The following is a 24645-nucleotide window of genomic DNA, read 5'->3' on the forward strand; positions in this document are numbered from 1 at the left end:
CGCCTCACGCGCGCCCGATCAGCTCCGCCACCAGTGCCGCGGACATGCCGACCCGGGTCAGACCGCCGCCCGGGTGGGCGCTCGCGCCGACCGAGAACAGTCCCGGTACGGCCGACCGGTTCGGTACCCGGCGCGGCGCGTTGCGCGGACCGTCGGCGCCCGCGCCCGGCACCTCGCCGCCCGGGGCGCCGGTCTGCTCCGCCAGGTCGGCGGGCGTGCGCAGCTCGGACCACAACACCCGGTCGCGGACGTCCAGACCGCGACGGGCCATCAGGTCGAGCACGGTCGCCGGGTAGGCGTCCCGGACGGCGGCCGAGTCCCAGTCCACCACACCGTGCCGGGGCACCCGCAGTTGTACCGTCCACGCGCTGTGCCCCTCGGGGGCCAGCGCCGGGTCGTCGGGGGCCAGCACGCACAGCGTGGGATCGACCGGCGGCGCCGCGCGGTGCGCGAACAGCGCGTCCGGCTCGTGCCCGGGGTCGTCCGCGAACAGGTAGGTGCGGTGCGGCGTCCCGGCGGCGCCGCCGCGCAGCGCGAGATGCAGTTCGAGCATCGCCGAGGAGGCCGGCACCCGGCCCACCCGGCCGGTCCTCGCGGCCGGCAGCAGCCCGGCGCTTTTGGGGTCGATGGGCAGGTCGGTGATCACGACGTCGGCGTCGAGCCGGCCGCCGTCGGCCAGCAGTACGCCGGCGACCCGCCCGCCCGCGCGTTCGATCGAGACCACCTCGGTGTCGGTGCGCACCTTCACCTTCCGCTGCACGCAGCGCGCGTGCAGCGCCTGGGTCATCCGGTGCAGACCGCCGCGCACCCACCACACCCCGAAGGTCTCCTCCAGGTACGGCAGCGTCGCCAGCGTCGCGGGCGCCTTGCCGGGATGGCAGCCCGCCTCGGCGGCGAAGCGCTCCAGGTGGGCGCGCAGTCGCAGGTCGCCCAGGTGGGTCCGGCCGAGCGAGCGCAGCGAGCGCCACGGCGCGGTCACCCGCAGGTCGGCCCGCCCGCCCGCGCTGCGCAGCCGCTCGGCGCGCCGCGCGGGATCGGCCAGGAGCGGCGCCTCGAAGAAGCTCTTGCGCGTGACGCCCCACATCTCGCCGGCCCGGTGCAGCAGCCGCTGCCAGTCCGCGCCCGCGCCCGGCCCGAACCCGGACTCGAACGCCTCGTGGGTCCCGGACCGGGACGCGTTGGGGATGTCCACGACGGTGCGCGCGCCGCTCGCGGCGGCGAACGACTCGCGGGTGGGTGTGGCGATCGGGACCAGATCCACGACTTCCTCGATCGCGGCGCCGGTTTTGAGGAACAGGTCGCGGTAGACGGCCGGCAGCGTGAGCAGCCCGGGACCGGTGGTGAAGGTGAAGCCGTCCCGGACGATCGAGCCGGAGAGTCCGCCGGTCGCCGACGACCGTTCGCAGATCGTCACCTCGTGCCGAAGCGTGGCCAGCCGAGCGGCCACCGCCAACCCACCCATACCTGCGCCGACAACCACAATGCGAGCCACGGTGGCACAGCGTATATGCGAGTGAGGGGGATCAGGCCCGCCCCCCGGGCCTGATCCCCCTCACCGTCCCGCGACCGCTCCCCACGGTCCACGGGCCCACCCCCCAGCGGGTCACGATTGGTAAGACTCGCGACCCGGGCAGAGGGTTGTACGCGTGGGGAAGATTTCTTTCCACCGCAAGCGACCCGGGTCGAAAGTCGTGATCAAGGCGGATATGGGCGGTGATACTCATGCCCGCCACTGAGTATTCGTACGGATGTTCCGCCGCCGGGCCGACCGGCACAGTGGTCGGCACGGGGAAGCGCCCATACCAACCTCGGGGGAGGGCCGTTCGGGGGGACGGCGGGGCGCGGCGAGATCGGGACGGACGACGGGGGCGTCGGTCGGTCCCGGTGGGTGACGGCCGGCACGGGGGCGCCGGGTCGTTCGAGGCGTCGGTACCGCCGCGGGGGGCGGCGGGACCGACGCCTTTCGCATGCGCGCGTCGCGGGGCCGGGCCGCGGATCGGGGCCGCCGGCGGTTCGGGCCTGCGGTTCGGGCTCAGCCGGTTCGGGCTCAGCCGGTGACCACCGCGACCAGTCGGGTGCCCGGGGCGAACGTGCCGCGCTCGGCGAGGGCGAACAGGCCGAACAACATCTTGCCGACGTAGATCGGCTCGGGCGCGAAGTCGTGTCGGGCCGCGAAGTCGGCGAGGAAGGCGTCCAGCTCCGGGCCGCGCCGCGCGTAGCCGCCGTGGTGGAAGTCGTGCTCCACGTGCCAGTTGTCGGTCGGCGCCCCGTACGTTCGGCGCTGGAGGTCGGCCACCTCGTCGGCGAGGAAGCCGCCCCCCAGCGCCGCGAAGCCGATCGCGCGCCGCCCGGGCGGCAGGCCCGCCGCGATGCCGGCCAGCGTGCCGCCGGTGCCCACCGCGACGCAGACCGTGCCGAAGTCGTCGCCGAGCTCGGCCGGGAGTTCCGCGCAGCCGCGCACGGCGGCCTCGTTGCTGCCGCCTTCCGGGAGCACGTACGCGGGGCCGTGTGCGGCGAGCAGCCGATCGAGCACGCGCGGCGTGTGCTTGGCGCGGTAGGTCGCACGGTCGATGAACACCAGCCGCATGCCGTGTTCGACGGCGAAGGCGAGGGACGGGTTGAGCGGGCGGTCGGCGAGTTCCTCGCCGCGCACCACGCCCACCGTGGCCAGTCCGTACGCGCGGCCGGCGGCGGCGGTGGCCCGCAGGTGGTTGGAGTAGGCGCCGCCGAAGGTCAACAACGCGCGCTGCCCCTGCTCGCGGGCCGCCGCCAGGTTGTACTTCAGCTTTCGCCACTTGTTGCCCGGTACCTCGGGATGGATCAGGTCGTCCCGTTTGAGCGCGAGCCGCAGGCCGCGGGCGGTCAGCCGGGGATCGGACAGTTCGCACAGCGGCGAGGGCAGACGTGGGCGCACCCGGACAAGGGTGGCACGCCGGGTCGGTCCGCCGGGGCTGTCGGTGTCGCCTGTCACGGTGGAGGACGTGGGGGCGAGCGCTCTCGACGGCGGATCACGCGGACTCGAACATGCTCGAACATCGCTCGAACGCGACGGTTCGCCCGGGACTGCGGCAATGACGTTGACGTGGGTGGGGGAGCGAGCTTTACTGGCAAACGAGATCGAACTTTTGTTCGAAAGAAGAGTTCGACTCGAACGGCACGGGGCAACCGGATGGGTAGCCCGGGTCGGCGGTGCGTGGGGAAGCGCATCGCCGATCCCCCGGCAGAGGAGGAGCTGTATGACGCGTCTGCACACCGACCCGGTGGAGGTGCTGCGCAGTGGTGGGGACCCCGCGCGGTTCCTGTGGCACGACCGGCTCTACGTGGTCCGGGAGGTGCTCGGGCACTGGGTCGAGACCGGCGAGTGGTGGCAGCACGCGCGCTCGCGCACCGCCGTCGTGGCGACGGGGGAGCGCGAGGTGTGGCGCGTGGAGGCCGGTGCCGGTCGCAGTGCGCCGTTGGGTGTGTACGACCTCAGCCTGGACGCCGGCGCCGGGACCTGGACGCTGGCGCGGACCGCCGATTGAGGAGGTGGCTTCGTGAGCCCGAGCGCGAGTCTGAACCAGTCCGCCCACATACCCGAGCCGCCGCCGATCCGACGGGCGCCCGTGCGCTGGTCGTCCGCCCCGCGCGGCGCGCTCGATCTGCTGGCCCAGGCTCGGCGCGGGCTCACCGAGGCCGCCGTCAACCGCGACGCCGCGGAGCGGTACGCCACCGCCCACCTGGCCGCGCTGCGCGTGGCCGCGGCCGTGCTGGCCGCTCGGGCACAGGCCGACGACGAGCGCCCGGGCCGGCGCCGGCGGGCCCCGCGCAGCGCGTGGGAACTGCTGCCGAAGGTGGCGCCCGAGCTGACCGAATGGGCCGCCTTCTTCGCGTCCGGCGCCCGCAAGCGCGCCGCCGCCGAGGCGGGGCTGCCCGGCGCGGTCACCGGCCGCGAGGCGGACGACCTGATCCGCGACGTGGAGACCTTCTTCCGCCTGGTGGTGCGACTGCTCGCGCTGCCCCCGATCCCGGCCCCACCCCCTCCTACCGATTGAACGCACCACCCATGAACCGACCGAGCCGTGCGCACGAGCGGCTTCCGGATCTCCCCGTACGCCGACCCGCGCCCGGCCGGCGACCCCGCCGAGCAGCCCCCGCGCAAGCTCCGGAACGCCGGCCCCAAGAGCGCGGGACGACTTCGCTCGACGCCCTAAGGTGGAACCCGACCAGTTCCGGAGGAGGGTGTCCGTGTCCGACCAGACGCGCAGGCGCAGCTCGATGCGTACCGCCGTCGTGTGGCAGGTGCTGCGCGAGGCGTTGGACCGACGGGCCCGGGCGGCCGGACGGGACGTCCTGGACGTGCTCGACGCCGGTGGCGGAACCGGCAACCTCGCCGTGCCCATCGCCCGACTCGGCCACCGGGTCACCGTCGTCGACCCCAGCCCGGACGCGCTCGCCGCGTTCGAACGCCGGGCCGCCGAGGCCGGGGTCACCGACCTGGTCCGGGCCTACCAGGGCGACACGCACGGCCTGTTCGACGTGGTCGAGCCGGACGCCGCCGACGTGGTGTTGTGCCACGGCGTGCTCGAGGTGGTCGACGACCCCTCGGCCGACCTCGCGCACATCGTCCGCGCCCTGCGCGCCGGCGGCACGCTCAGCCTGCTCGCGGCCAACCGCACCGGCGCGGTCCTGGCACGCGCCCTCGCCGGGCACTTCGACCAGGCCCGCGACCTGCTCGTCGACCCCGCGGGCCGGTACGGCCCGACCGATCCGCTGCCGCGCCGGTTCACCGTCGCCGACCTCACCGGCCTGGTCGCCAAGGCCGGCCTCGAAGCCGGCCCCGTGCACGCGATCCGGGTCTTCGCCGACCTGGTCCCGGGTGTCCTGGTCGACGACCCGGGCTCCTTCGACGCCCTCCTGGACCTGGAGCGGGCCGCGGCCGAACAGCCCGAGTACCGCGCACTGGCCACCCAACTGCACCTGCTGGCGAGCAAGCCGACGGGCTGACCCCAGGCACCCCGGTCGGGTCCACCCCGACCGGGCCCCCGGTCCGGGCGGTGCCGGATGAGCACCGCCCGACCCGCCTCGCCGGCGATCATGCACGTGGACATGGACGCCTTCTACGCGTCCGTCGAGATCCGCCGCAACCCCGCGCTGCGGGACACCCCCCTGGTGGTGGCCGGCCAGGGCCCGCGCGGCGTGGTGCTCTCCGCCACCTACGACGTGCGCGCGCTGGGCGTACACGCCGGCCAGGCCACCTCCCGGGCCCGCCGGCTCGCCCCGCACGCGGTGTTCCTGTCGCCGGACCACGACGACTACGGGCTGATCTCCGGCGGCGTCATGGAGGTGCTCCGCTCGATCACCTCGCGGGTGGAGCCGCTGTCCCTGGACGAGGCGTTCCTGGACCTGACCGGCGTCACCCGCCGACTGGGCCCGCCGGAGACGGTCGGCGAGAGCGTCCGCGCCCGGATCCTGGACGAACAGGGCATCACCTGCTCGGTCGGGATCGCCGACAACAAGTTCACCGCCAAGCTGGCCGGCGCCCTGGCCAAGCCGAACGGCCTGCGCGTGGTCCGCCCCGAGGAGGTGGTGGACTTCCTGCACCCGCTCCCGGTGGACCGACTGTGGGGCGTCGGCGAACGCACCGGCGCGCTGCTCACCGATCTGGGCCTGACCACCATCGGTGACGTCGCACACACCCCGGTCGAGACGTTGAGCCGCGCGCTCGGTCCGGCCGCCGGTCGCGGACTGCACGAACTCGCGTGGGGGCGGGACCGGCGTCCGGTGATCCCGTCCGAACCCGAACGCAGTATCGGCGCCGAGGAGACTTTCCCCACCGACGTGGACGATCCGGTGGTGATCCGCCGCACACTGCTGGACCTGGCGCACCGCACCGCGAGCCGGCTGCGCCGGGCGAAGGCGGCCGGGCGGACCGTCACGATCAAGATCCGATTCGCCGACTTCACCACGCTCACCCGGGCCAGGACGCTGCGCGAGGCCACCGACGTGGGCCACGAGATCTACGGCGTGGCCTGCGTGCTGCACGGCGCGCTGGGCCTGGAACGGGCCCGGCTGCGGCTGGTGGGCATCCGGGTGGAGGGCTTGGTCGGCGGCGCCCATCCGCGCCAACTGGTGCTCGGGGAAAGGGTTCTGGGCCGACGCGAGGCGGAGCGCGCGGCCGACGCGGTGCGCGGCCGTTTCGGCGACGCGGCGCTCACCTCGGCCGCGCTGCTGGCCCCCGGACCCCGCTCCCGGGGGCGTTCGGGGCGCTGAGCCCGACTCCCGGCAACGGCCTCGGCGACCGGGCGCGACCCGCGCGGCCCCGCCCCTCAGCGCGAACCCGCTCCGGCCGCATATCATCGAAGCCCTGACCGGGGGACATGAGCGTGCGCCGGACAGGGCAGGAGTGTCGACAGGGGCGGGAATCGACGTGGTGACCCATCATCCGGAAGCGGGCTTCGAGCCGGTGCCGAGGGTGGCTTTCACGACAGCGATTACCTGCCTATCCTGAAAGGGCCGCAAGGTCGCGTCGCGGCCGACGAAGGAGGACGCCGTGCCGCTCTCAGAGCACGAGCAGCGCATGCTTGAGCAGATGGAGCGAGCGCTCTACGCCGAAGATCCCAAATTCGCGACAGCGCTCGAAGCAGCCGGCATGCGCCGGCACACCCGGCGACGCACCGTTCAGGCGATCCTCGGATTCCTGCTCGGCATCGTCTTGTTGATGACCGGCATGATGGTCCAACAGATCTGGGTGAGCGTCATCGGCTTTCTGGCGATGCTCGGTGGGGCGCTCCTCGCGGTCACCGGCTGGCGCCGGGGACCCGCGACGGCCAACGCGGGCGAAGGCGGCGGCGCTCCCGGGCGCGCACCGCGCCGGCGCAAGGCCAAGGTGATGAACCGCATCGAGGACCGCTGGCGCCGGCGGCGCGAGGAGAACGGCGGCTGAGCGGAGTACGGCGGCCGACTCGTCCGATGCCCGCGGGCACGGTGCGGGACTCGGCCACCGTCCGGTCGGGGCCGACCCGAGCCGACGATTGTCGGTACGGGCGCGTCGATACATACGCGTGAACGCCGGTGGCGGTGACCCCTTCGAAGGGGCCACCGCCACCGGCGTTTTCGCTTCCCGGTCCGGACTTCGCTTCCCGGTCCGGACCGCGTCTCCCGGTCCGGACCGCCGTCGGTCCGACCGCCGCCCTCAGCCGACGTCGGCCGGCTTGGGCGCGGGTCCCGGGCCGTCGCCCCGACGCCGGCGCAGCCGATCGGTGAGCGCGTACCGGCGTTCGGCCAGGCTCGGCCGGCCGCTCGGGCGGCGCAACGACGACGGGAGCAGCGTCGCGCGCAGTCGGCGGCCGCGGCCGGCCCGGGCCAGCAGACCCTTGCGGACCGCCCGGACGTCCTCGCCCAGGCCCGATTCCGGGGTCGGCGGGGTCTGCGCGTAGAGCAGCCGTTCGGTGGCGAGCGCGACACGCGGCAGCGCCTCGCGGGCCGCGAGCACGGCGGCGTCCACCACGACGGGATCGGCCTTCGGGTCGTCGGTGTCCGACGCCGCTCGGTCCGACAACACGCCCAGCAGCCGCGCGACCGCCTGGCGCGGGGTCTCCGCGCCGGGTGCCGGATGGCCCAGGTCGCGCGCGGTGTCCAGCACCTCGGCCCAGCCGCCGAGCACGGGCCCGGCGCGATCGCCGGGCTCGGGGACGTCCCCCCGCGCCGCCGCGTTCCGGCTCAGCGCCGCGAGTCGGCGGCCCCGGACCCGGCCCCGGGTCAACATCGGCGCCGCCGCGAGCAGCACGACCAGCGCGATCGCGGTGCCGATCAGCAGCGTCCGGCCGGAGAGCCAGGGCCCGTTCGAGGAACCCGCGGCGGTGACCGGCGCGGCGGACGCGGACGCCGACGGCGTGGCGCCCGGCGACGCCTGCGGCTGCTTGGTGGGCAGTTCGCCGGCGCTGTCGGGGGACGCGGAGGGCAGCACCGGCGCGACGTCCTGCTGGGCGTAGGAGGGCGAGTTGCCCCGCGAGGGGGTCGGTTCGAACCGGATCCAGCCCGCGCCGGAGAAGTACAACTCGGGCCACGCGTGCGCGTCGTGGCTGCTCACCTTGTAGGTCAGGTCGGTCTGCAGCGTGCCGGGGATGAAGCCGACCGCGACCCGCGCCGGGATGCCGAGCGTGCGGGCCATCACCGCCATCGCCGACGAGAACTGCTCGCAGTAGCCGACCTTCTGCTCCAGGAAGTTCTCCAGGGCGGAGGCTCCGTTGCCCTGCGGGACCTTGGTGTCGTAGCGGAACTGGCTCGACCGGGCGAACCACTCCTCCAGGTTGCGGGCCCGGTCGTAGGAGGTGCCGTTCCCGCCGATCTTGAGCGCCTGCCGGCGGACCCGGTCGACCATGTCGGGCGGCAGCGGCAGCGCCACGTACGGCGCGAGCGAGGGCGGCGGCGGTGGGGCGGCCTTGAGCTGGGCGGGGGTCGGTTCGACGTCCAGGCTGGTCACCGTCCAACCCAGGCCCCGGGTGTCCTGCTTGTTGTCGGCGAGCAGCAGCCGCCCCTCGGCCTCGTAGCGCCAGGTGCCCTTCACCTGGACCTGCGTCGCCGGGTAGGGCATCGGCAGCGACAACTGCTTGTAGTTGTCGTCGGCCTCGATCCGGGTGGTCACCTCGGTGGTCCGCACCGCCGGATCCAGGCCCGCGGGCTTGGGGAACTCGCGCGGGACGTCGGTCAGCGGCCGTTCGGAGGGCTGCCAGCTCCGACCGTCGAAGCGGTCCAGGGAGGAGAGCCGCAGGTAGATGGAGCCCGGTGTGGCCGCGTTGGTGCGGTAGCGCATGAGCTCGGTGTTCTCGGCCCGGTTCAGCTCGTCGGAGAGCTTGACCACGGGGTTGATCGTGGTCAGTCGGCGCGACTTGGGCCCGTTGTCGTTCCTGTCGATCAGCCGGTTCGCGCTGAGCGGGATCAGCGCCGGGACCACGACGGCCACCGCGAGCGCGGCCACGCCGATCCGGCCGCCGCCGCGCGCGGGCGGGCGGTACTGCCGCATCGTCGGATGGCCCGCCGGCGGCGGCGGGGTCAGCGGGCGGCCCCAGCGCAGCAGCCGCTCGCGGCCCTCGGCGAGCAGCAGCAGGACGTACGCCAGCGCCGCGATCAGGAAGATCGCCCAGCCCAGTCCGGACCGGGACAGCGCCGCGGGGACGCTGTAGAGCGCGAGCAGCGGCAGGCCCGCCGGGGCGGCCTGGGCGTAGGTCACCGCGATCAGGTCCACGAGCACGGCCATGCCGCCCATGACCAGCAGCAGGATCGCGATGATCCCGGGCGAGGCGGGCGCGGGGGCGGTGAACTCCCGGATGTCCTGCCCGCCCACCCGCAGCAGGTCCACGAACGCGTCGATGCTGCTCGGGGTGGGGATCGGGCCGCTGGCGTCGGGTACGCAGACCAGCAGCAGGTAGGGCACCAGCGCGGCGAGTTGGGTCAGTCCCACGACCGGGCGCGGCACCCGGATCCGCCGGGCGCCCTCGCCGACCAGGGCGACCAGGAGGATCGCGCCCAGTCCCTGCGCGATCCAGCCGCCCGCGTCGACCAGCGGGAGCAGTGAGGACGACGTCAGCGCGGTCGCGAGTCCCGCGACCAGGGCCAGGCGGAGCCGACCGGTCATGACCGTTCCCCTTCATCGACGGTGCCGCCCCCGACCGTGGGCGCCGCACGCGGGCGCGGGGGCGGGGTCGAGCCGCCGGCCTCCGTCGCGGGCGCCGCGGGGGCGCTCGCGCGGGAGGTGCCGGCGAAGGACATCGAACCGGCGGCGGCCGGGTCGCCGACCCGCCCGGCCGAGCGCCAGAGTTCGGACAACCTGGTACCGGCCCGGGCGGACAACACCGACCAGCCGGCCTGGCGCAGCAGGGCCACCGCGCCGTCGTGCGGCAGCGCGCCGGGCACCCGGCCCCACGTGCTCACGTCCAGGACCACCGCGACGCCCCGACCGGACCGGTGGCGGGCCCGGCCGAGCCGCTTGATGTCGTCCTCGGTCAGCGCGCCGAGCACGACGACGGTCAGCCCGCCGCCGTTCGGGTCGCGCAGCGCGGGTTCGGCCTGGTCCAGCCCGGTCACCGGGACGGTCTCGACCACGGCCAGCGCGTCCAGCAGGAAACCCTCCAGGTCGCCGGGCGCGGCCCGGATCCCCTCCAGGTCGCCGGCGAGCGCGTCGCCCTCGGAGTCGAGCAGCCGGGTGGTGTAGCCGCGCCGGCACAGGTGCACGCCCACGGACGCGGCGGCCGAGACGACCCACTCGAAGGACGAGGCCGGGCCGTCGCCCACGTGCGCGTCCGCGCGGGTGTCGATCAGTACGGTGGCCCGGTTCTGCCAGGCCTGTTCCTCGCGGCGCACCATCAGTTCGCCGCGGCGGGCGGTGGAGCGCCAGTGCACCCGGCGTACGTCGTCGCCGTGTCGGTACTCGCGCGGGACCACGTCCTCCTCGCCGGACGCGGACACGTTGCGGGCGTGGCTGTCGCCGTACCCGGTCCATTCGCCGCCCAGATCCACCGCGGGCAGCGGCTGGACCGCCGGGGTGACCACCAGCGTGTCGCGCGCGGCGAAGGACCGGGTCAGCTCGCACATCCCGAACGGGTCGGCCATCCGCAGCCGCAGCGGTCCGACCGGGAAGCGCCCGCGCAGGTCCGAGCGGACCCGGTAGGACACGTGCCGATTGCCGTGCGGCTCGATCCGGTCGAGGACGAACCGGGGCCGCGAGCCGAGCACGTAGGGCACGTGGTCCTCGAGCATCAGCAGGCCGGTGGGGATGCGCGAGACGTTGTCCACGCGCAGCCGCACCTGGGACTCGTGACCGGCCGCGACCCGGGGCGGCTCCAGCGCGCGGGCGCTGGTGACCAGGTGCCGGGTGCGCGCGACGATCAGCACCGAGACCAGGGGTAGCGCGGTGAGCAGGAATCCGACCCGCAACAGGTCGCGTTGGCCCAGGATCACCGCGCAGATGCTCGCGGCGACCCCCGCCGCGAGGAAGGACCGCCCCCGCGTCGTCAGGCCGGACAGGGCGGTACGCACGTCAGCGCGCCGCCCCGGAGCCCGTGCCGCCGAGGCGGCCGTCGGAGGTCACCGGGGCGTAGCCCTGGTGCGCGGTGGGTGCCTGGTTCGGGTAGGGGCGACCGCCGTTGTGCTGCGGGACCGCGCCCGGATAGGGCATGTGGGCGGGCGGCGCGGGCGGCGCCGGGACGATCTGCGGCGCGCCGGTCCGCCCCTGTACCGGGGCCTGGCCGGGAGACCCGGGGACCGGGACCTGGCGCACGATGTCGACGACGATCTGCTCGGGGGTGCGTCGGGCCATCTGGGCGTCGGCGGTGGGCAGCAGCCGGTGGGCGAGCACCGCGACGGCCAGTGTCTGCAGGTCGTCCGGGAGGACGTAGTCGCGGTTGTCCAGCGCGGCGGCCGCGCGGGACGCGCGGACCAGGTGCAGCGTGGCGCGCGGCGAGGCGCCCAGGCGCAGTTCGGGCGAGCGGCGGGTGGCGTTGACCAGGTCGACCGCGTAGCGCGCGACGGCCGGGGACACGTGCACCCGGCGCACCGCGTCGGCGAGCCGGACCAGGTCCTCGGCGCGCGCGACCGGGGTCAGGTCGCTCAGCGGCGAGCCCGCGCTGTGGCCGCCGATCATCCGCAACTCGGCGTCCGCGGCCGGGTAGCCCATCGAGACCCGGGCCATGAACCGGTCCCGCTGCGCCTCGGGGAGAGGATACGTTCCCTCCATCTCCACCGGGTTCTGCGTCGCGATCACCATGAACGGCGCCTGGAGTTCGTAGGTGGTGCCGTCGACGGTGACCTGACGCTCGGCCATGCACTCCAGGAGCGCGGACTGGGTCTTGGGCGAGGCCCGGTTGATCTCGTCGCCGACCACGATGTTGGCGAAGATCGCGCCCGGCTTGAACTCGAACTCGCGCTTCTCCTGGTCGAACACGCTCACGCCGGTGATGTCCGACGGCAGCAGGTCCGGGGTGAACTGCACCCGGCGCATCTCGCAATCGACCGAACGCGCGAGGGCCTTCGCGAGCATCGTCTTGCCGACTCCCGGAACGTCCTCGACGAGCAGGTGGCCCTCGGCCAGCAGCACGGTCAAGGCGAGGCGGACGACCTCGGGCTTGCCCTCGATCACGGTCTCCATGGCCCCGCGGATCCGATCGGCGGTGACCGTCAGATCCCCCAGACCGGCCTGATCGTTGAACGTCGACACCCGTGCCCCTCCCTGGAACCGCGTTGTGCACGCCCTGGGTCAGGGCCACAGGCCGATTCTCCCGGTCGCGTGCGCTGCCGTCACCCCGTTGGACGGCCCGGACGACGCGTCGTGCGACTCCGGAGGGTAGTCGACGCGGCGTGGGGGCGATCCGGTCGGCAGAAAAGGCTCGGCCGAGACGGGTCCGTCTCCTCGATGGTGCCGTGCCGAGCCGGAATCCGGGTCGGAATCCGGCTCGGCAAGATCGGGGCGACGGACCCTAGGACTGCGCCGGGCCGCCTTCCGGTTGCACGTCGGGGAGGGGGAAAACCTCGCGCAACAGGCCGGTGGTGACGTCGTATACGAATCCGCGCACGGTGTCGTTGTGCAACAGGAACGGTGACCTGCGGACCCGGTTCATCGACTGGCGGACGTCACCGTCGAGATCGACGAAAGCCTCCACCGCCCATTGCGGGCGCAGGCCGGTGTCCGCCTCCAACTCGCGGCGGAAGTCCTCGGTGACGGTGAGCATGCCGCACTGGGTGTGATGGATCAGTACGACCTGCGTGGTGCCCAGGTGCCGCTGACTGATCGTCAGCGAACGCACCACGTCGTCGGTGACCACGCCGCCCGCGTTGCGGATCACGTGCGTGTCTCCGAGCTCCAATCCGAGCATGGCGTGCACGTCCAGACGTGCGTCCATGCAGGTGACGATCGCGGTGTGGCGTACCGGCATTGCCGACATGCCGGGGTTGCGGTACCCCTCCGCGTAGTGCCGGTTCGCTGCGACAAGACGATCGACCATGGTCAGGACGTTAGCGACCTCGGCCGCGTTTCGCCTCGTGGGGGGAGTCACACCGGTGAAGTACGGATGACTCGTCACCATTTCCGTTCTATGGGTGCTAATCCCTGAATGAGAGATTCGTACCGGGAGCCCAATGGTGCGGAGGTGGAAACCCGCGCCCGACGTGGGGGAGTGGCGTGCGGGGGGCGCGCAATCGGGTGGTTCTTCCGAGGCACCCCTTCTGACCTGGGCTTTTGTCAAGAGTGGGAACAGAGTGACGCGCCCGAAAAGGGTTGACCGTGGGGTTTGGTGGAGTAGAGTGGCGGGAAATGGAGCTGAGAAGCTCCACGCGGCGGCCGGAGGTGCTCGGTGTTTCTGGGCACATACGAGCCCCGGTTGGACGAAAAAGGTCGGCTGATCCTGCCGGCCCGGTTCCGGGACGAGCTGGCGGAGGGCCTTGTGATCACAAAGGGGCAGGAACGCTGCCTCTATGTGTGGCCCATCGCGGAGTTCACCCGGATCGCCGAACAACTGGGCAAGGCGCCGGTGACCTCGAAAGCCGCCCGGGACTACATGCGCGTGTTCTACGCGGGTGCCTCCGACGCGGTGCCGGACAAGCAGGGGCGGGTGCTGGTGCCGCAACCGCTGCGCGACTACGCCGGGCTCGACCGGGACAGTCGCGACTGTGTCGTCATCGGCACGAACACCCGGGTCGAGCTGTGGGCGACCGAGACCTGGCACGACTACCTCGCGGAGCAGGAGCAGTCCTTCGCGGAGTTGTCCGAGGAGGTGCTGCCCGGCCTGCTGTGACCGGGGCGGCGACACCCCGTGCCTCATCCTCTCCCGACTCTCCCGAACGCGATCTCGCCCGTGACGCACCTGCGGCGAGGTCTCCACCCGCTCCGAGCTTTCTGGCACTCCTTCCCCGGTGCCAGAGGTCACTTCCCCAGACGAGCGGGCGGGGACCTGGCGGCATGTTCTCCCGGCCGGTCGCGACTCAGCCTCTAGACTGCGGGTTTCCGCACGACGAAGGGCCCGGAGTGAACGCGACGATGGTGGAGGGGCCGTGACGGCGCCCGCCCACATTCCGGTCCTGCTGGAACGGTGCGTCGAATTGCTCGCTCCCGCGCTGCGGGCGCCCGGGGCGATCGTGGTGGACGCGACGCTCGGGATGGGCGGGCACAGCGAAGCCCTGTTGACGGCCTTCCCCCAGGCGCGGCTGATCGGCCTGGACCGCGATCCCGAGGCGCTGGAGCGCTCCGGGGCCCGGTTGGCGGGCTTCGGCGAGCGGGCCACGCTCGTGCACGCGGTCTACGACGAACTGCCGCAGGTGCTGGACCGGCTCGGCATCGACCGGATCGACGGCATCCTGTTCGACCTCGGGGTCTCCTCGCTGCAACTGGACCGGGCCGACCGCGGCTTCGCCTACGCGCAGGACGCGCCGCTGGACATGCGGATGGACCCGACCGTGGGCATCACCGCGGCCGACATCCTGAACAGCTACACCGCGGGCGATCTGGCCCGGATCCTGCGCGACTTCGGCGAGGAGCGGTTCGCCCGCCGGGTCGCCGACGCGATCGTGCGCGAGCGGGAGAAGGAACCCTTCACCAACAGCGCGCGCCTGGTCGACATCGTGCGCACCGCGATCCCGGCCGCCACCCGGCGCACCGGCGGCAACCCGTCCAAGCGCACGTTCCAGGCGCTGCGGATCGAGGTCAACGGCGAACTCGCGGTCTTGGAGCGCGCGTTGCCCGCGGCGGTGCGGGCGCTGGCGCTGCACGGCCGGATCGTGGTGATGTCCTACCACTCGCTGGAGGACCGGATGACCAAGCGCGTGCTCGCGGCCGGCGCCGAGAGCAAGGCGCCGCCGGACCTGCCGGTGGTCCCGGAGGACCTCCAGCCCAGGTTCAGGCTGCTCACGCGCGGCTCGGAGAAGGCGAGCGAGCAGGAGAACGCGCAGAACCCGCGCGCGGCCTCGGTACGGCTGCGAGCGGCGGAGCGGGTGCGGGAAGACCTGTGAATCGACGCGGCGGACGGGGGAGCCGGGGATGAGCGGCGCGGCGAGGACGATGACCCGCATCCGGCTGGCCGCGCACCAGGCGAAGGGCTCGACCCGGACGCCGTTCGTGGTGCTCGTGGTCGGCCTGCTCGGCGGCGGCCTGCTGTCGCTGCTCCTGCTCAACACCGCGCTCAACCAGGGCTCGTTCGAACTGAGCCGGCTGCAAAAGCGCCAGGAGCAGCTCACCGACGACCGCGAGGCGCTCCAGCGCGAACTGGACGCCAAGGCCGCGCCGGGCGAACTCGCGCGACGTGCTCAGGAGTTGGGCCTGGTCCCGGGTGGCAGCCCGGTGTTCATCGACCCGGCGACCGGGCAGGTGCTCGGCGTGCCGAAGCCGGCCACGTCCAAGCCGCCGCTGGTCCCCGAGGCCCCGGCGACCGCCGCACCACTCCCGCCGGCGGGCGGCGGAGGCCCGGGCGCACCGGTCGCCGCCGGGTCGGACCCGGCGGGAGCGGCGGCCGGCACCGGGACGCCTGCCGTGGCCGCCCCGCCCGGCGACCCCGCCGCGCCCGGTGCCCCCGCCGCGCCCGACGGCGCCGCCTCGGCCGTCCCCGTCCCGGCGGCGGTGCCGCCGGCCTCCGACGCGCCGGCCGCCTCGGCCGGCCCCGCGTCGCCGGAAGCGACCCCTTGACGCAGGTCTTCGCCGACCGGTTCGCCCACCCCGGCGACCGGTCCACTCGGCTCGGCGGGTCGGCCCGCGCCCGGGACCGTTCGGTCGATCCCGACGCGCCGGGCCGCCGGCGGCCGATCCGGCGTCGCGGGGCGGCCCGCGGCGGGACCGCCCGGGGGATGTCGACCGTCGGGCGGGTGGACGCCGAGCGGTCCGCCGAGGGCGCTCGGGTCGGCCCCGAACGCCGCTCCGGTCGTTGTACGTACACGTCGCCGCGCGCGGCGCGCCGCCGAATCCAGGTGAAGGGACCTCGCGTTGACCGACGGACGCCGTGACCCCCGTGATCCGCGTGATCCCGACGAGCCGCGTTCGGCCGGGCGGGCCCGCCAAGAGCGCGGCGCCGACCCGGCCGCGTCCTCGGAGCGCCGACCCCGCCCGACGGCCCGCCCCCGGGCGGCCGACGGCTCCGGGGCGGCGGAGGGTCGACGCCCGCGCCCGGGAGCGGGCGAGGAACCGGCCGCGCCGCGCGGCCCGCGCCGCCCGCGTGCGGGCGACGAGGAGCGGGCCGAGCCCGGTGCGGGTCGCCCCCGGGCGGGTGCCGGGCAGCGGGACGAGCCCGGTGCGCGGACCCCGCGTCCGGGTCGTCCGCGTCGGTCGAGCGGTGGGGAGGAGCCCCCGGCACGCCGGAGTGCCCGACCCGCGGATCCCGACGCGCCCCGGTCGGCTCGCCAGGGCACGGCCGGCGGCCCGTCCGGTGAGCGCCCGGCCCGGCCCCGCGGCGACGCGGCGGCCGGCGGGCGCCCGGCTCGGCCCCGGTCCGGTGACGCCGCGTCGGGCGGCGAGGGCTCGGCCCGGTCGGGTGCCTCCGACGGGCGGTGGGGCCGCTCGCGTGGCGGTGCCGCGCCGTCCGGTGAGCGGCCGAGCCGGCCGCGTCCCGACGGCGGCACCTCGGGTGGGCTCTGGTCCCGGTTGCGGGCGGGGGACGCCGGCTCGGGTGAGCGTTCGGCCCGCGCCGGTGACGCGGGCCCCGACGGGCGCCCGGCGCGCCCACGTGGCGACGCCGCGTCGTCCGCCGGCCGGCCGGGTCGGCCGGCCGGCGGGGGCGGCGGGTCCGGTGCGGGTTCGGCCGGGTCCGGGCGGCGCTCGGGTGAGGGCACGCGGTCCCGCGAGGAGCGTTCGGGCGCGCGTCGGCCGCGGCCGAGGTCGGCGGAGGCATCGGTCGAGGGCGCCGCGAGTGCGCGCCCCGGTGTACGCCCGCGTCCGCGGCCGGACGCGCGGGGCGTCGATGTGCCCGGCCGTCCGGAGCGGACCCGGCGTCCGCGCCCGGGCACCGGTGACGGTTTCGCGCGCGGCGCCCGGGACGCCGCGCGGGCCGACCATGCCGGCGCACGCCCGGCGCGCCCGGCCCGACCGCGTCCGGGTGCGGCCCGGCCCGGGCGTACCCGCGACGCGCACGCGGCCGGGCGTCCCCGGCCCGTCCGGCGGCCCCGGAGCGCCCCCCGGATGGGCGACCCGCGCAGGCGGCTGCGGATCGGGCTGATCGCGCTCGGCGTGGTGCTGACCCTGTTCGCCGGCCGACTGCTCCAGTTGCAGGCGCTGGACGCCCCCGCGTACGCCGCGCAGGCCGCCGCCAAGCGCACCCAGACCGTCAACGTGCCGGCCGAGCGCGGCGCGCTCACCGACGCGTTCGGGGTGAGCCTGGCCAAGTCGGTGGACGCGTACGACGTCACCGCCGACCCGACCCAGGTGCAGAAGTACGATCCGCGCGCCACCGCGCTGGTGCTGGCCCCGCTGGTGAACGGCGACCCGGTCGCCATCGAGGCGAAGCTGCGCACCCCCAAGTCCCGCTACGTGGTGCTCGCCCAGCAGGTCGAGCCCGCGGTGTGGAACAACATCCGCCAGGTGCAGAAGGATCTGGGCAAGGTGCGCCGCGACGACCTGGTCGGCATCTACTCGACCAAGCACAGCAAGCGGGTCTACCCGGCCGGGCCGGTCGGCGCGAACCTGGTCGGCTTCGTCAACGCCACCGGACACGGCGGCGGCGGCCTGGAGATGACCCTGGACGGCCAACTGGCGGGCAAGGACGGCCGGACCACCCAGGAGATGGTCTACGGCCGTCGGGTGCCCACCTCCGACCTCACCGGCAGGGAGGCGGTGCCCGGTGCCGACGTGCAACTGACCGTCTCGCGCGACCTCCAGTGGTACGCCGAGCAGTTGATCGGCGCCAAGGTCGCCGAGACCAAGTCCGAGTCGGGCACCGTGGTGGTCCAGGACGTGCGCAGCGGACAGATACTGGCGATGGCCACCGCGCCCGGCTACGACCCCAACCGGATCGGTCCCGGCGACGTGCACAACCTGGGCAACCGGGCCGTCGAGGAGGCCTACGAGCCGGGCAGCACCGGCAAGGTGATGACCATGGCCGCGGTCATCCAGGAGGGCAAGGCCGCCCCGGGCACGCACGTGACGGTGCCGAACCGGCTCGCCCGCGCCGACCAGATGTTCAAGGACGAGCACGACCACGCCACCCAGCAGCTCACCCTGGCCGGCGTACTGGCCAAGTCCAGCAACATCGGCACGATCCTGGCCTCGGAACAACTCTCGCCCAACCGCGCCGAGGCCAACGCCAAGCTGCACGACTACCTGACCCGGTTCGGCGTCGGACAACCCACCGGGCTGAAGTTCCCGGGCGAGACGCCCGGCATCCTGGCCCCGGCGCCGAAGTGGAACGGCTCCCAGCAGTACACGATCCCCTTCGGTCAGGGCCTGTCGGTCAACTCGGTGCAGGCCACCTCGGTGTTCCAGACCATCGCCAACGGCGGCGTGCGGATCGAGCCGAGCCTGGTCAAGGGCAGCACCGGCCCGGACGGGAAGTTCAAGCCCGCCGCGGCGCCCAAGTCGAACGTCGTGGTCAGCCCGGAGACCGCCCGCCAGGTGGCCGACATGCTGGAGACGGTCGTCGCCGACGACGGCGGCACCGGCAAGAACGGCCGGATCCCCGGCTACCGGGTCGCGGGCAAGACCGGCACCGCCAACCGGGTCGACCCCAAGACCGGCCGCTACAACGGCTACACGACCTCGTTCATCGGCTTCGCCCCGGCGGACAACCCGCAGGTCGTGGTGTCGGTCACGCTCCAGGCCCCGGGCATCGACGGCGGCGGCGGCAGCCTGTGCGCGCCGGTGTTCCAGCAGGTGATGACATTCGCGTTGCAGAGCCGCCGGATCGCCCCGAGCGGCACCGCCCCGCTGGACCTGCCGATCGAGTGGTGACCGGCGCGGTGACCGGCCGCGTCCGCTGCTTCGCGGCCGGTCGCGGCACCGGGGCGAGGACGAGCCGACGGCCCAAAGCGCGGTAGCCTGCCCGCCGTGCCCAACCGTGATCTGCGCCGCCCAGCCGAGGTGCGCCCCCAACCGCTGACCGGCCTGGCCGGGTTCGTCCGTGTTCCGCTGACCGGGGCCCCGAGCGACCCGGAGGCGACGCTGACGGGCGTCACCCACGACTCGCGGGCCGTGCGCCCGGGGGATCTGTACGCCGGGCTGCCCGGTGAGAACTTCCACGGTGCCGCGTTCGCCGGGCAGGCCGCCGCGGCCGGCGCGGTGGCCCTGCTCACCGACTCGGCGGGCGCCGAACTCGCCGCCGACAGCGGCCTGCCGACCCTGGTGGTCGAGGATCCGCGCGGCCGACTGGGTGAGATCGCGGCCTGGGTCTACGGGCTGCCCGCGCAGGACCTGGTGATGTTCGGCATCACCGGCACCAACGGCAAGACCACCACCGCCTACCTGCTCGACGGCGGGCTGCGCGCCGGCGGCGGCACGACCGGGGTGATCGGCACCGTCGAGACCCGGATCGGCGAGGAGGTGGTGCCCAGCGTGCGCACCACGCCCGAGGCCACCGACGTCCAGGCGCTGCTCGCCTCGATGCTGGAGAACGGCGTCACCGCCGCGGTGATGGAGGTCTCCAGCCACGCGCTCGCGCTGGGCCGGGTCGACGGCACCGTGTACGACGTCGCGTTGTTCACCAACCTGTCGCAGGACCACCTGGACTTCCACGGGTCCATGGAGGAGTACTTCGCCACCAAGGCGGACCTGTTCACCCCGCGGCGCTCGCGGATCGGCGTGATCGACGTGGACGACGCCTACGGTCGCCGGCTGGCGGCGCTGGCGAGCGTGCCGGTGCTGACCGTGTCGGCGACGGGGGCTCCGGACGCCGACTGGCGGGCCGAGAACGTCGAGTTCGGCCCGGACGGCAGCCGCTTCACCGTGGTGGGCCCGGACGGGCACAAGGCGGACGCGAGCGTGCGGCTGGCCGGTCCGTTCAACGTGTGCAACGCGCTGTTGGCGATCGTCGCGCTGACCGCGGGCGGCGTCTCGCTCGCGGACGCGGTCGAGGGTGTGGGCCGGACCCCGGGCGTGCCCGGGCGGATGGAGCGGGTGGACGCGGGCCAGCCGTTCCTGGCCCTGGTCGACTTCGCGCACACCCCGGACGCGGTCCAGACGCTGCTCGAGGCACTGCGTCCGGTGACCACCGGCACGCTGACCATCGTGCTGGGCGCGGGCGGCGACCGGGACCGGGCCAAGCGCCCGCTGATGGCCGGTGCCGCCGCCCGACTCGCCGACCGGGTCGTGCTCACCAGCGACAACCCGCGTTCGGAGGACCCGCTCGCGATCCTGGACGACATGCTCGCGGGCACCCGGGGCCCGGCCGAACCGCACGGCACCGTGCTGGTCGAGCCGGACCGGGCCGCGGCCATCGCGCTCGCGGTCGAGCGGGCCCGCGCGGGCGACACGGTCGTGATCGCCGGCAAAGGGCACGAACAGGGCCAGGAGTTCGCGAACGAGGTCAAACACCCCTTCGACGACCGTGTCGAGCTGCGTCGCGCGCTGACCAGAACCATGCGAGGCGGCCCCGCGTCCCCGGAGCAGTCCGACGATGCGAGGATCGTGACTCCCGCACCATCAACGCACACCCCGACGTCCGAGACCCCGACCCCAGGCGTCCCGGCGACCGGCACCTCGCGTGCCGAGGAGACGAACCAGTGATTTCCACCACTCTTGCCGAGATCGCCACCGCTCTCGGAGGGCGGCTTTCGGGCGGCGCGGATCCGCACGCGCGCATCACCGCCGAGGTGGTCGTGGACTCCCGCAAGGTCGGCCCCGGCACGCTGTTCGTGGCCGTGCGCGGCGAGCGCGTCGACGGGCACGACTACGCGCGCGCCGCGATCGAGGCGGGCGCCGTCGCGGTCCTCGCGGAGCGCGACACCGACACCCCGGCGATCCTCGTCGAGGACGTGGTCGCGGCGCTCGGCCGACTCGCCCGGTCGATCACCGAGCGGCATCCCGACACGACGGTGATCGCGCTGACCGGGTCCTCCGGCAAGACGAGCACCAAGGACCTGATCGGCCAGGTGCTCGCCACCGCCGGCCCCACGATCGCCCCGAGCGGCAACTTCAACACCGAGATCGGCCTGCCGCTGACCGTCCTGGGCGTGACCGAGGAAACCCGGTACCTGGTCGCCGAGATGGGCGCGCGCCACGTCGGCGACATCGCCTACCTGTGCGAGATCACCCCGCCCCGGATCGGCCTGGTGCTCAACGTCGGCTCCGCGCACATGGGCGAGTTCGGCGGACGCGAGGGCATCGCCCGGGCCAAGGGCGAACTCGTCGAGGCGCTGCCCGCCGACGGCGTGGCCGTGCTCAACCAGGACGACCCGTTGGTGCGGGCGATGGCCGAGCGCACCAAGGCCCGCGTGGTGACCTTCGGCGAGAGCGCGAAGGCCGACGTACGGGCCGAGAACGTGACACTCGACGAGCAGGGCCGGGCCTCCTTCACGCTGTGCGTGCCCGAGGGCAGTGCGCCGGTGATCTTGCGCCTGTACGGTGAGCACCACGTGGCCAACGCACTCGCGTGCGCCGCGGTGGCACGCGAAGTGGGCATGACCGTCGAGGACATCGCGGCGGCCCTCGGCGCGGCCGGTACGATCTCCCGCTGGCGGATGGAAGTGACCCGCAGGGGCGACGGGGTGACCGTCGTGAACGACGCGTACAACGCCAACCCGGAGTCGATGCGAGCCGCGCTCAAGGCGCTCGCCGCGATGGCGGGCGGCAATCGTACGTTCGCCGTGCTGGGTGCCATGCGGGAGTTGGGCGAGGAGTCGCTGACCGAGCACGACGCGATCGGGCGGCTCGCGGTACGCCTGAACATCCACCGGCTGGTGGCCGTGGGCGGCAGGGAGGCCGCCTGGATCGACATGGGCGCGAAGAACGAGGGTTCGTGGGGTGAGGAGTCGGTGCTGGTGCCCGACGTAGAGGCGGCCGTCGAACTACTCCGGGGCGAACTGGCCCCGGGCGACGTCGTACTGGTGAAGGCTTCCCGAGGGGTGGCCCTGGAACGGCTCGCGGACGCGCTGTTGGCGGACGCGGCCGGGGACGACGTGAGCAACTCGGAGGTGCACGGGTGAGGGCCATCCTCATCGCCGGCGGCATCGCCCTGGTGCTGTCGCTGATCGGTACGCCGCTCGCGATCCGAATCCTGGTCAAGCGTGGCTACGGCCAGCTCATCCGGGACGACGGTCCGGCCGGACACCACAGCAAGCGCGGTACGCCCACCATGGGCGGCGCGGTGATCATCCTGGCGGCGCTCGCGGGCTACGGCGGTGCCAAGGCGATCACGCTGGAGACACCGAGCGCGTCCGCGCTGCTGGTGCTGTATCTGATGGCGGGCCTGGGCCTGGTCGGCTTCGTCGACGACTTCATCAAGATCGTCAAGCAGCGCAGCCTGGGTCTGCGGGCCAAGGCCAAGCTGGCCGGCCAGTCCTTCGTGGGCATCTCGTTCGCGCTGCTGGCCATCCAGTTCAAGGACGCGCGCGGGTTCACCCCGGCGTCCACCCACCTGTCCTTCGTGCAGGACACCGCGCTGGACCTGACGCCGGTGTTCTTCGTGATCTGGGCCTACATCCTGATCGCCGGGCACTCCAACGGCGTCAACCTCACCGACGGTCTGGACGGCCTCGCCACCGGCGCCTCGGTGATCGTCTTCGGTGCCTACACCTTCATCGGGGTCTGGCAGTACGGCCAGTCCTGCCTGAACGCCCCCGGCGTGGGCTGCTACGACGTACGCGATCCGCTGGACCTGGCGATCGTGTCCGCGGCGATGATGGGCTCGTGTTTCGGCTTCCTGTGGTGGAACACGTCACCGGCGAAGATCTTCATGGGCGACACCGGATCGCTCGCGCTCGGCGGCGCGCTCGCGGGCCTGGCCATCCTGACCCGCACCGAGCTGCTGTCCGCGCTCATCGGCGGCCTGTTCCTGATCATCTCGCTGTCGGTGATCATCCAGGTGGGCTACTTCAAGATGACCGGCAAACGGGTGTTCAAAATGGCTCCGCTCCAGCACCATTTCGAACTCAAGGGGTGGACCGAAGTACTCATCGTGGTTCGGTTCTGGATCATCGCCGGCCTGTGCGCCATTCTCGGGATCGGCATCTTCTACGCGGGCTGGGTTACGGGACAGTAAGAGACGTGAGTACGAAAGACCTGAGCACCTTCACCCATCACGGTGCGCCGTGGGCCGAGTTGTCGTTCTGTGTCGCGGGCACCGGGGTCACCGGCGCGTCCGCGGTGCGGGCGCTGCACGGCCTCGGCGCGCGCGTCGTGGCGATCGACGGCTCCGCCGACGACAACGCGCGGCGGCGCGCCGAGGAGTTGGGCGCGCTGGGCGTCGACGTGCGCCTGGGCGACGACGAGAGCCTGCCGGAGCGGGTGGACGTGCTGATCGCCTCGCCCGGACTGCGGCCCACCAAGCCGCTGTTCGCCGCCGCGCGCGCGGCCGGCGTGCCGGTGTGGGGCGATGTGGAGCTGGCGTGGCGGCTGCGCCCGCGGGAGAACCCCGCGCCGTGGCTGGCGATCACCGGCACCAACGGCAAGACCACGACCGTGCGCATGCTCGCCTCGATCCTGGAGGCGTCCGGCAAGCGGGTCGCGGCGGCCGGCAACGTGGGCACGCCGGTGGTGGACGCGGTGCTCGCCCGCGACGGTGACGGGGAACCGGCCTACGACGTCCTCGCGTTGGAGCTGTCCAGCTTCCAACTGCACTGGTTGCCGACCTGGGAGGAAAGCCCCAAGGACGACGCCGGCGCGCCGCGGATGCTGGCCGCGGCGGTGCTCAACATCGCGCCGGACCACCTGGACTGGCACGGCTCGCCGGAGGCGTACGCGGCGGACAAGGGCCGGATCTACGGCGGTTGCCAGATCGCCTGCGTGTACAACCTCGCCGACCCGCAGACCGAGCAGCTCGTGCACGAGGCCGAGGTCGAGGAAGGCTGCCGCGCGGTCGGCTTCGGGCTCGGCCCGCCGGGGCTGTCCGACTTCGGGGTGGTCGACGACCTGCTCGTGGACCGGGCGTTCGTGCCCGACCGGCACAGCACCGCGGCCGAACTGGCCGGCGTGGGCGACGTGAACCCGCCCGCGCCGCACAACGTGGCGAACGCGCTGGCCGCCGCCGCGCTGGCGCGCGCCTACGGCGTGCGGCCGGTGGCGGTGCGCGACGGGCTGCGCGCGTTCCGGCCGGACGCGCACCGCATCGCGCATGTGGCCACCGTGGCGGGCGTCGACTACGTGGACGACTCCAAGGCCACCAACGGGCACGCCGCGGCGGCCTCGCTGGCCGCCTACCGGGACATCGTGTGGATCGCCGGCGGCCTGGCCAAGGGCGCCTCCTTCGACGACCTGGTCTCCGGCGCGAAGAACCGGCTGCGCGCGGTGGTGCTGATGGGCGCCGACCGCGCGGTGATCAGGGACGCGCTCGCGCGACACGCACCCGATGTCCCCGTGGTGGAGGTCGCCGCGACCGACACTGGGGCCATGGAACAGGTCGTGGGGGAGGCGGCGGCACTGGCGCGGCCGGGGGACACCGTGCTGCTCGCGCCCGCGTGCGCGTCGATGGACATGTTCGCCAACTACGGCAAACGTGGCGACGCGTTCGCCGACGCGGTCCGCGGGCTCGACACAGCGGCCGGCTGACCGGG

19 protein-coding genes are annotated in these 24645 nt (G+C 73.9%); 13 read left to right on the forward strand and 6 right to left on the reverse strand.

What is annotated here, in order from left to right; all coding sequences use genetic code 11:
• Positions 1–4: 4 nt before the first annotated feature.
• Together ACWCPW_RS25955 and ACWCPW_RS25960 are read right to left on the reverse strand one after the other, a co-directional pair.
• Positions 5–1492 carry a phytoene desaturase family protein gene (locus ACWCPW_RS25955; protein WP_449763994.1) on the reverse strand — a complete coding sequence of 496 codons (1488 nt, stop codon included), beginning with the start codon at positions 1490–1492 and terminating at the stop codon, positions 5–7.
• Between the two features lie 555 nt (positions 1493–2047).
• Positions 2048–2914 (reverse strand): 1-aminocyclopropane-1-carboxylate deaminase/D-cysteine desulfhydrase, encoded by an 867-nt coding sequence (locus ACWCPW_RS25960; RefSeq protein ID WP_449763995.1) that lies wholly within the window; start codon positions 2912–2914, stop codon positions 2048–2050.
• Positions 2915–3236: 322 nt separating this feature from the next.
• Between ACWCPW_RS25960 and ACWCPW_RS25965 the strand changes: the two genes are divergently transcribed.
• From ACWCPW_RS25965 to ACWCPW_RS25985, 5 genes are all read left to right on the forward strand, one after another.
• Positions 3237–3524, forward strand: a complete 288-nt coding sequence (locus ACWCPW_RS25965) for a DUF6504 family protein (protein WP_355534641.1) — start codon at positions 3237–3239, stop codon at positions 3522–3524.
• A gap of 12 nt (positions 3525–3536) precedes the next feature.
• On the forward strand, positions 3537–4034 hold the full coding sequence (locus tag ACWCPW_RS25970) for an SAV_6107 family HEPN domain-containing protein (protein WP_449763996.1): 498 nt from the start codon (positions 3537–3539) through the stop codon (positions 4032–4034).
• Between the two features lie 193 nt (positions 4035–4227).
• Positions 4228–4986: a methyltransferase domain-containing protein gene (locus ACWCPW_RS25975; RefSeq protein ID WP_449763997.1), complete on the forward strand. Its 759-nt coding sequence runs from the start codon at positions 4228–4230 to the stop codon at positions 4984–4986.
• Between the two features lie 57 nt (positions 4987–5043).
• On the forward strand, positions 5044–6252 hold the full coding sequence (gene dinB, locus ACWCPW_RS25980) for a DNA polymerase IV (protein ID WP_449763998.1): 1209 nt from the start codon (positions 5044–5046) through the stop codon (positions 6250–6252).
• Between the two features lie 280 nt (positions 6253–6532).
• Complete coding sequence (locus ACWCPW_RS25985) at positions 6533–6925, forward strand: DUF3040 domain-containing protein (RefSeq protein WP_026218737.1); 393 nt, start codon at positions 6533–6535, stop codon at positions 6923–6925.
• A gap of 249 nt (positions 6926–7174) precedes the next feature.
• On the opposite strand, the gene ACWCPW_RS25990 is transcribed toward ACWCPW_RS25985, so the two are convergent.
• From ACWCPW_RS25990 to ACWCPW_RS26005, 4 genes are all read right to left on the reverse strand, one after another.
• Positions 7175–9616 (reverse strand): transglutaminase family protein, encoded by a 2442-nt coding sequence (locus tag ACWCPW_RS25990; protein WP_449763999.1) that lies wholly within the window; start codon positions 9614–9616, stop codon positions 7175–7177.
• Positions 9613–11016 (reverse strand): DUF58 domain-containing protein, encoded by a 1404-nt coding sequence (locus ACWCPW_RS25995; protein WP_449764000.1) that lies wholly within the window; start codon positions 11014–11016, stop codon positions 9613–9615. Before ACWCPW_RS25995 ends, ACWCPW_RS25990 begins: the two co-directional genes overlap by 4 nt.
• Before the next feature lies 1 nt (position 11017).
• The gene (locus ACWCPW_RS26000) at positions 11018–12193 is read right to left on the reverse strand and encodes an AAA family ATPase (RefSeq protein WP_449764001.1); all 1176 of its coding nucleotides are present in this window, start codon (positions 12191–12193) and stop codon (positions 11018–11020) included.
• A gap of 259 nt (positions 12194–12452) precedes the next feature.
• Entirely contained in the window at positions 12453–12977 is a 525-nt protein-coding gene (locus tag ACWCPW_RS26005) for a beta-class carbonic anhydrase (RefSeq protein ID WP_406295765.1), read from the reverse strand.
• A gap of 348 nt (positions 12978–13325) precedes the next feature.
• Between ACWCPW_RS26005 and mraZ the strand changes: the two genes are divergently transcribed.
• The 8 genes from mraZ (at position 13326) to murD (ending at position 24640) form a co-directional block, all read left to right on the forward strand.
• Positions 13326–13766 (forward strand): division/cell wall cluster transcriptional repressor MraZ, encoded by a 441-nt coding sequence (gene mraZ, locus ACWCPW_RS26010; RefSeq protein WP_449764002.1) that lies wholly within the window; start codon positions 13326–13328, stop codon positions 13764–13766.
• Between the two features lie 256 nt (positions 13767–14022).
• A complete protein-coding gene (rsmH, locus tag ACWCPW_RS26015; protein WP_449764003.1) occupies positions 14023–14976 on the forward strand; it encodes a 16S rRNA (cytosine(1402)-N(4))-methyltransferase RsmH in 954 nt (317 codons plus the stop codon).
• Between the two features lie 28 nt (positions 14977–15004).
• The gene (locus ACWCPW_RS26020; protein WP_449764004.1) at positions 15005–15646 is read left to right on the forward strand and encodes a hypothetical protein; all 642 of its coding nucleotides are present in this window, start codon (positions 15005–15007) and stop codon (positions 15644–15646) included.
• Between the two features lie 1482 nt (positions 15647–17128).
• Positions 17129–18892 carry a peptidoglycan D,D-transpeptidase FtsI family protein gene (locus tag ACWCPW_RS26025; RefSeq protein ID WP_449764005.1) on the forward strand — a complete coding sequence of 588 codons (1764 nt, stop codon included), beginning with the start codon at positions 17129–17131 and terminating at the stop codon, positions 18890–18892.
• Positions 18893–18988: 96 nt separating this feature from the next.
• Positions 18989–20662, forward strand: a complete 1674-nt coding sequence (locus tag ACWCPW_RS26030; protein ID WP_449764006.1) for a UDP-N-acetylmuramoyl-L-alanyl-D-glutamate--2,6-diaminopimelate ligase — start codon at positions 18989–18991, stop codon at positions 20660–20662.
• Positions 20659–22080 (forward strand): UDP-N-acetylmuramoyl-tripeptide--D-alanyl-D-alanine ligase, encoded by a 1422-nt coding sequence (locus ACWCPW_RS26035; RefSeq protein ID WP_449764007.1) that lies wholly within the window; start codon positions 20659–20661, stop codon positions 22078–22080. The genes ACWCPW_RS26030 and ACWCPW_RS26035 overlap by 4 nt, the downstream gene beginning before the upstream one ends.
• Positions 22077–23135: a phospho-N-acetylmuramoyl-pentapeptide-transferase gene (mraY, locus tag ACWCPW_RS26040; RefSeq protein ID WP_395862430.1), complete on the forward strand. Its 1059-nt coding sequence runs from the start codon at positions 22077–22079 to the stop codon at positions 23133–23135. The genes ACWCPW_RS26035 and mraY overlap by 4 nt, the downstream gene beginning before the upstream one ends.
• Before the next feature lie 5 nt (positions 23136–23140).
• Positions 23141–24640, forward strand: coding sequence for a UDP-N-acetylmuramoyl-L-alanine--D-glutamate ligase (murD, locus tag ACWCPW_RS26045; RefSeq protein WP_449764008.1), 1500 nt, complete (start codon positions 23141–23143; stop codon positions 24638–24640).
• The last annotated feature ends 5 nt before the right edge of the window (positions 24641–24645 follow it).

The organism is Embleya sp. NPDC001921 (assembly GCF_053594475.1).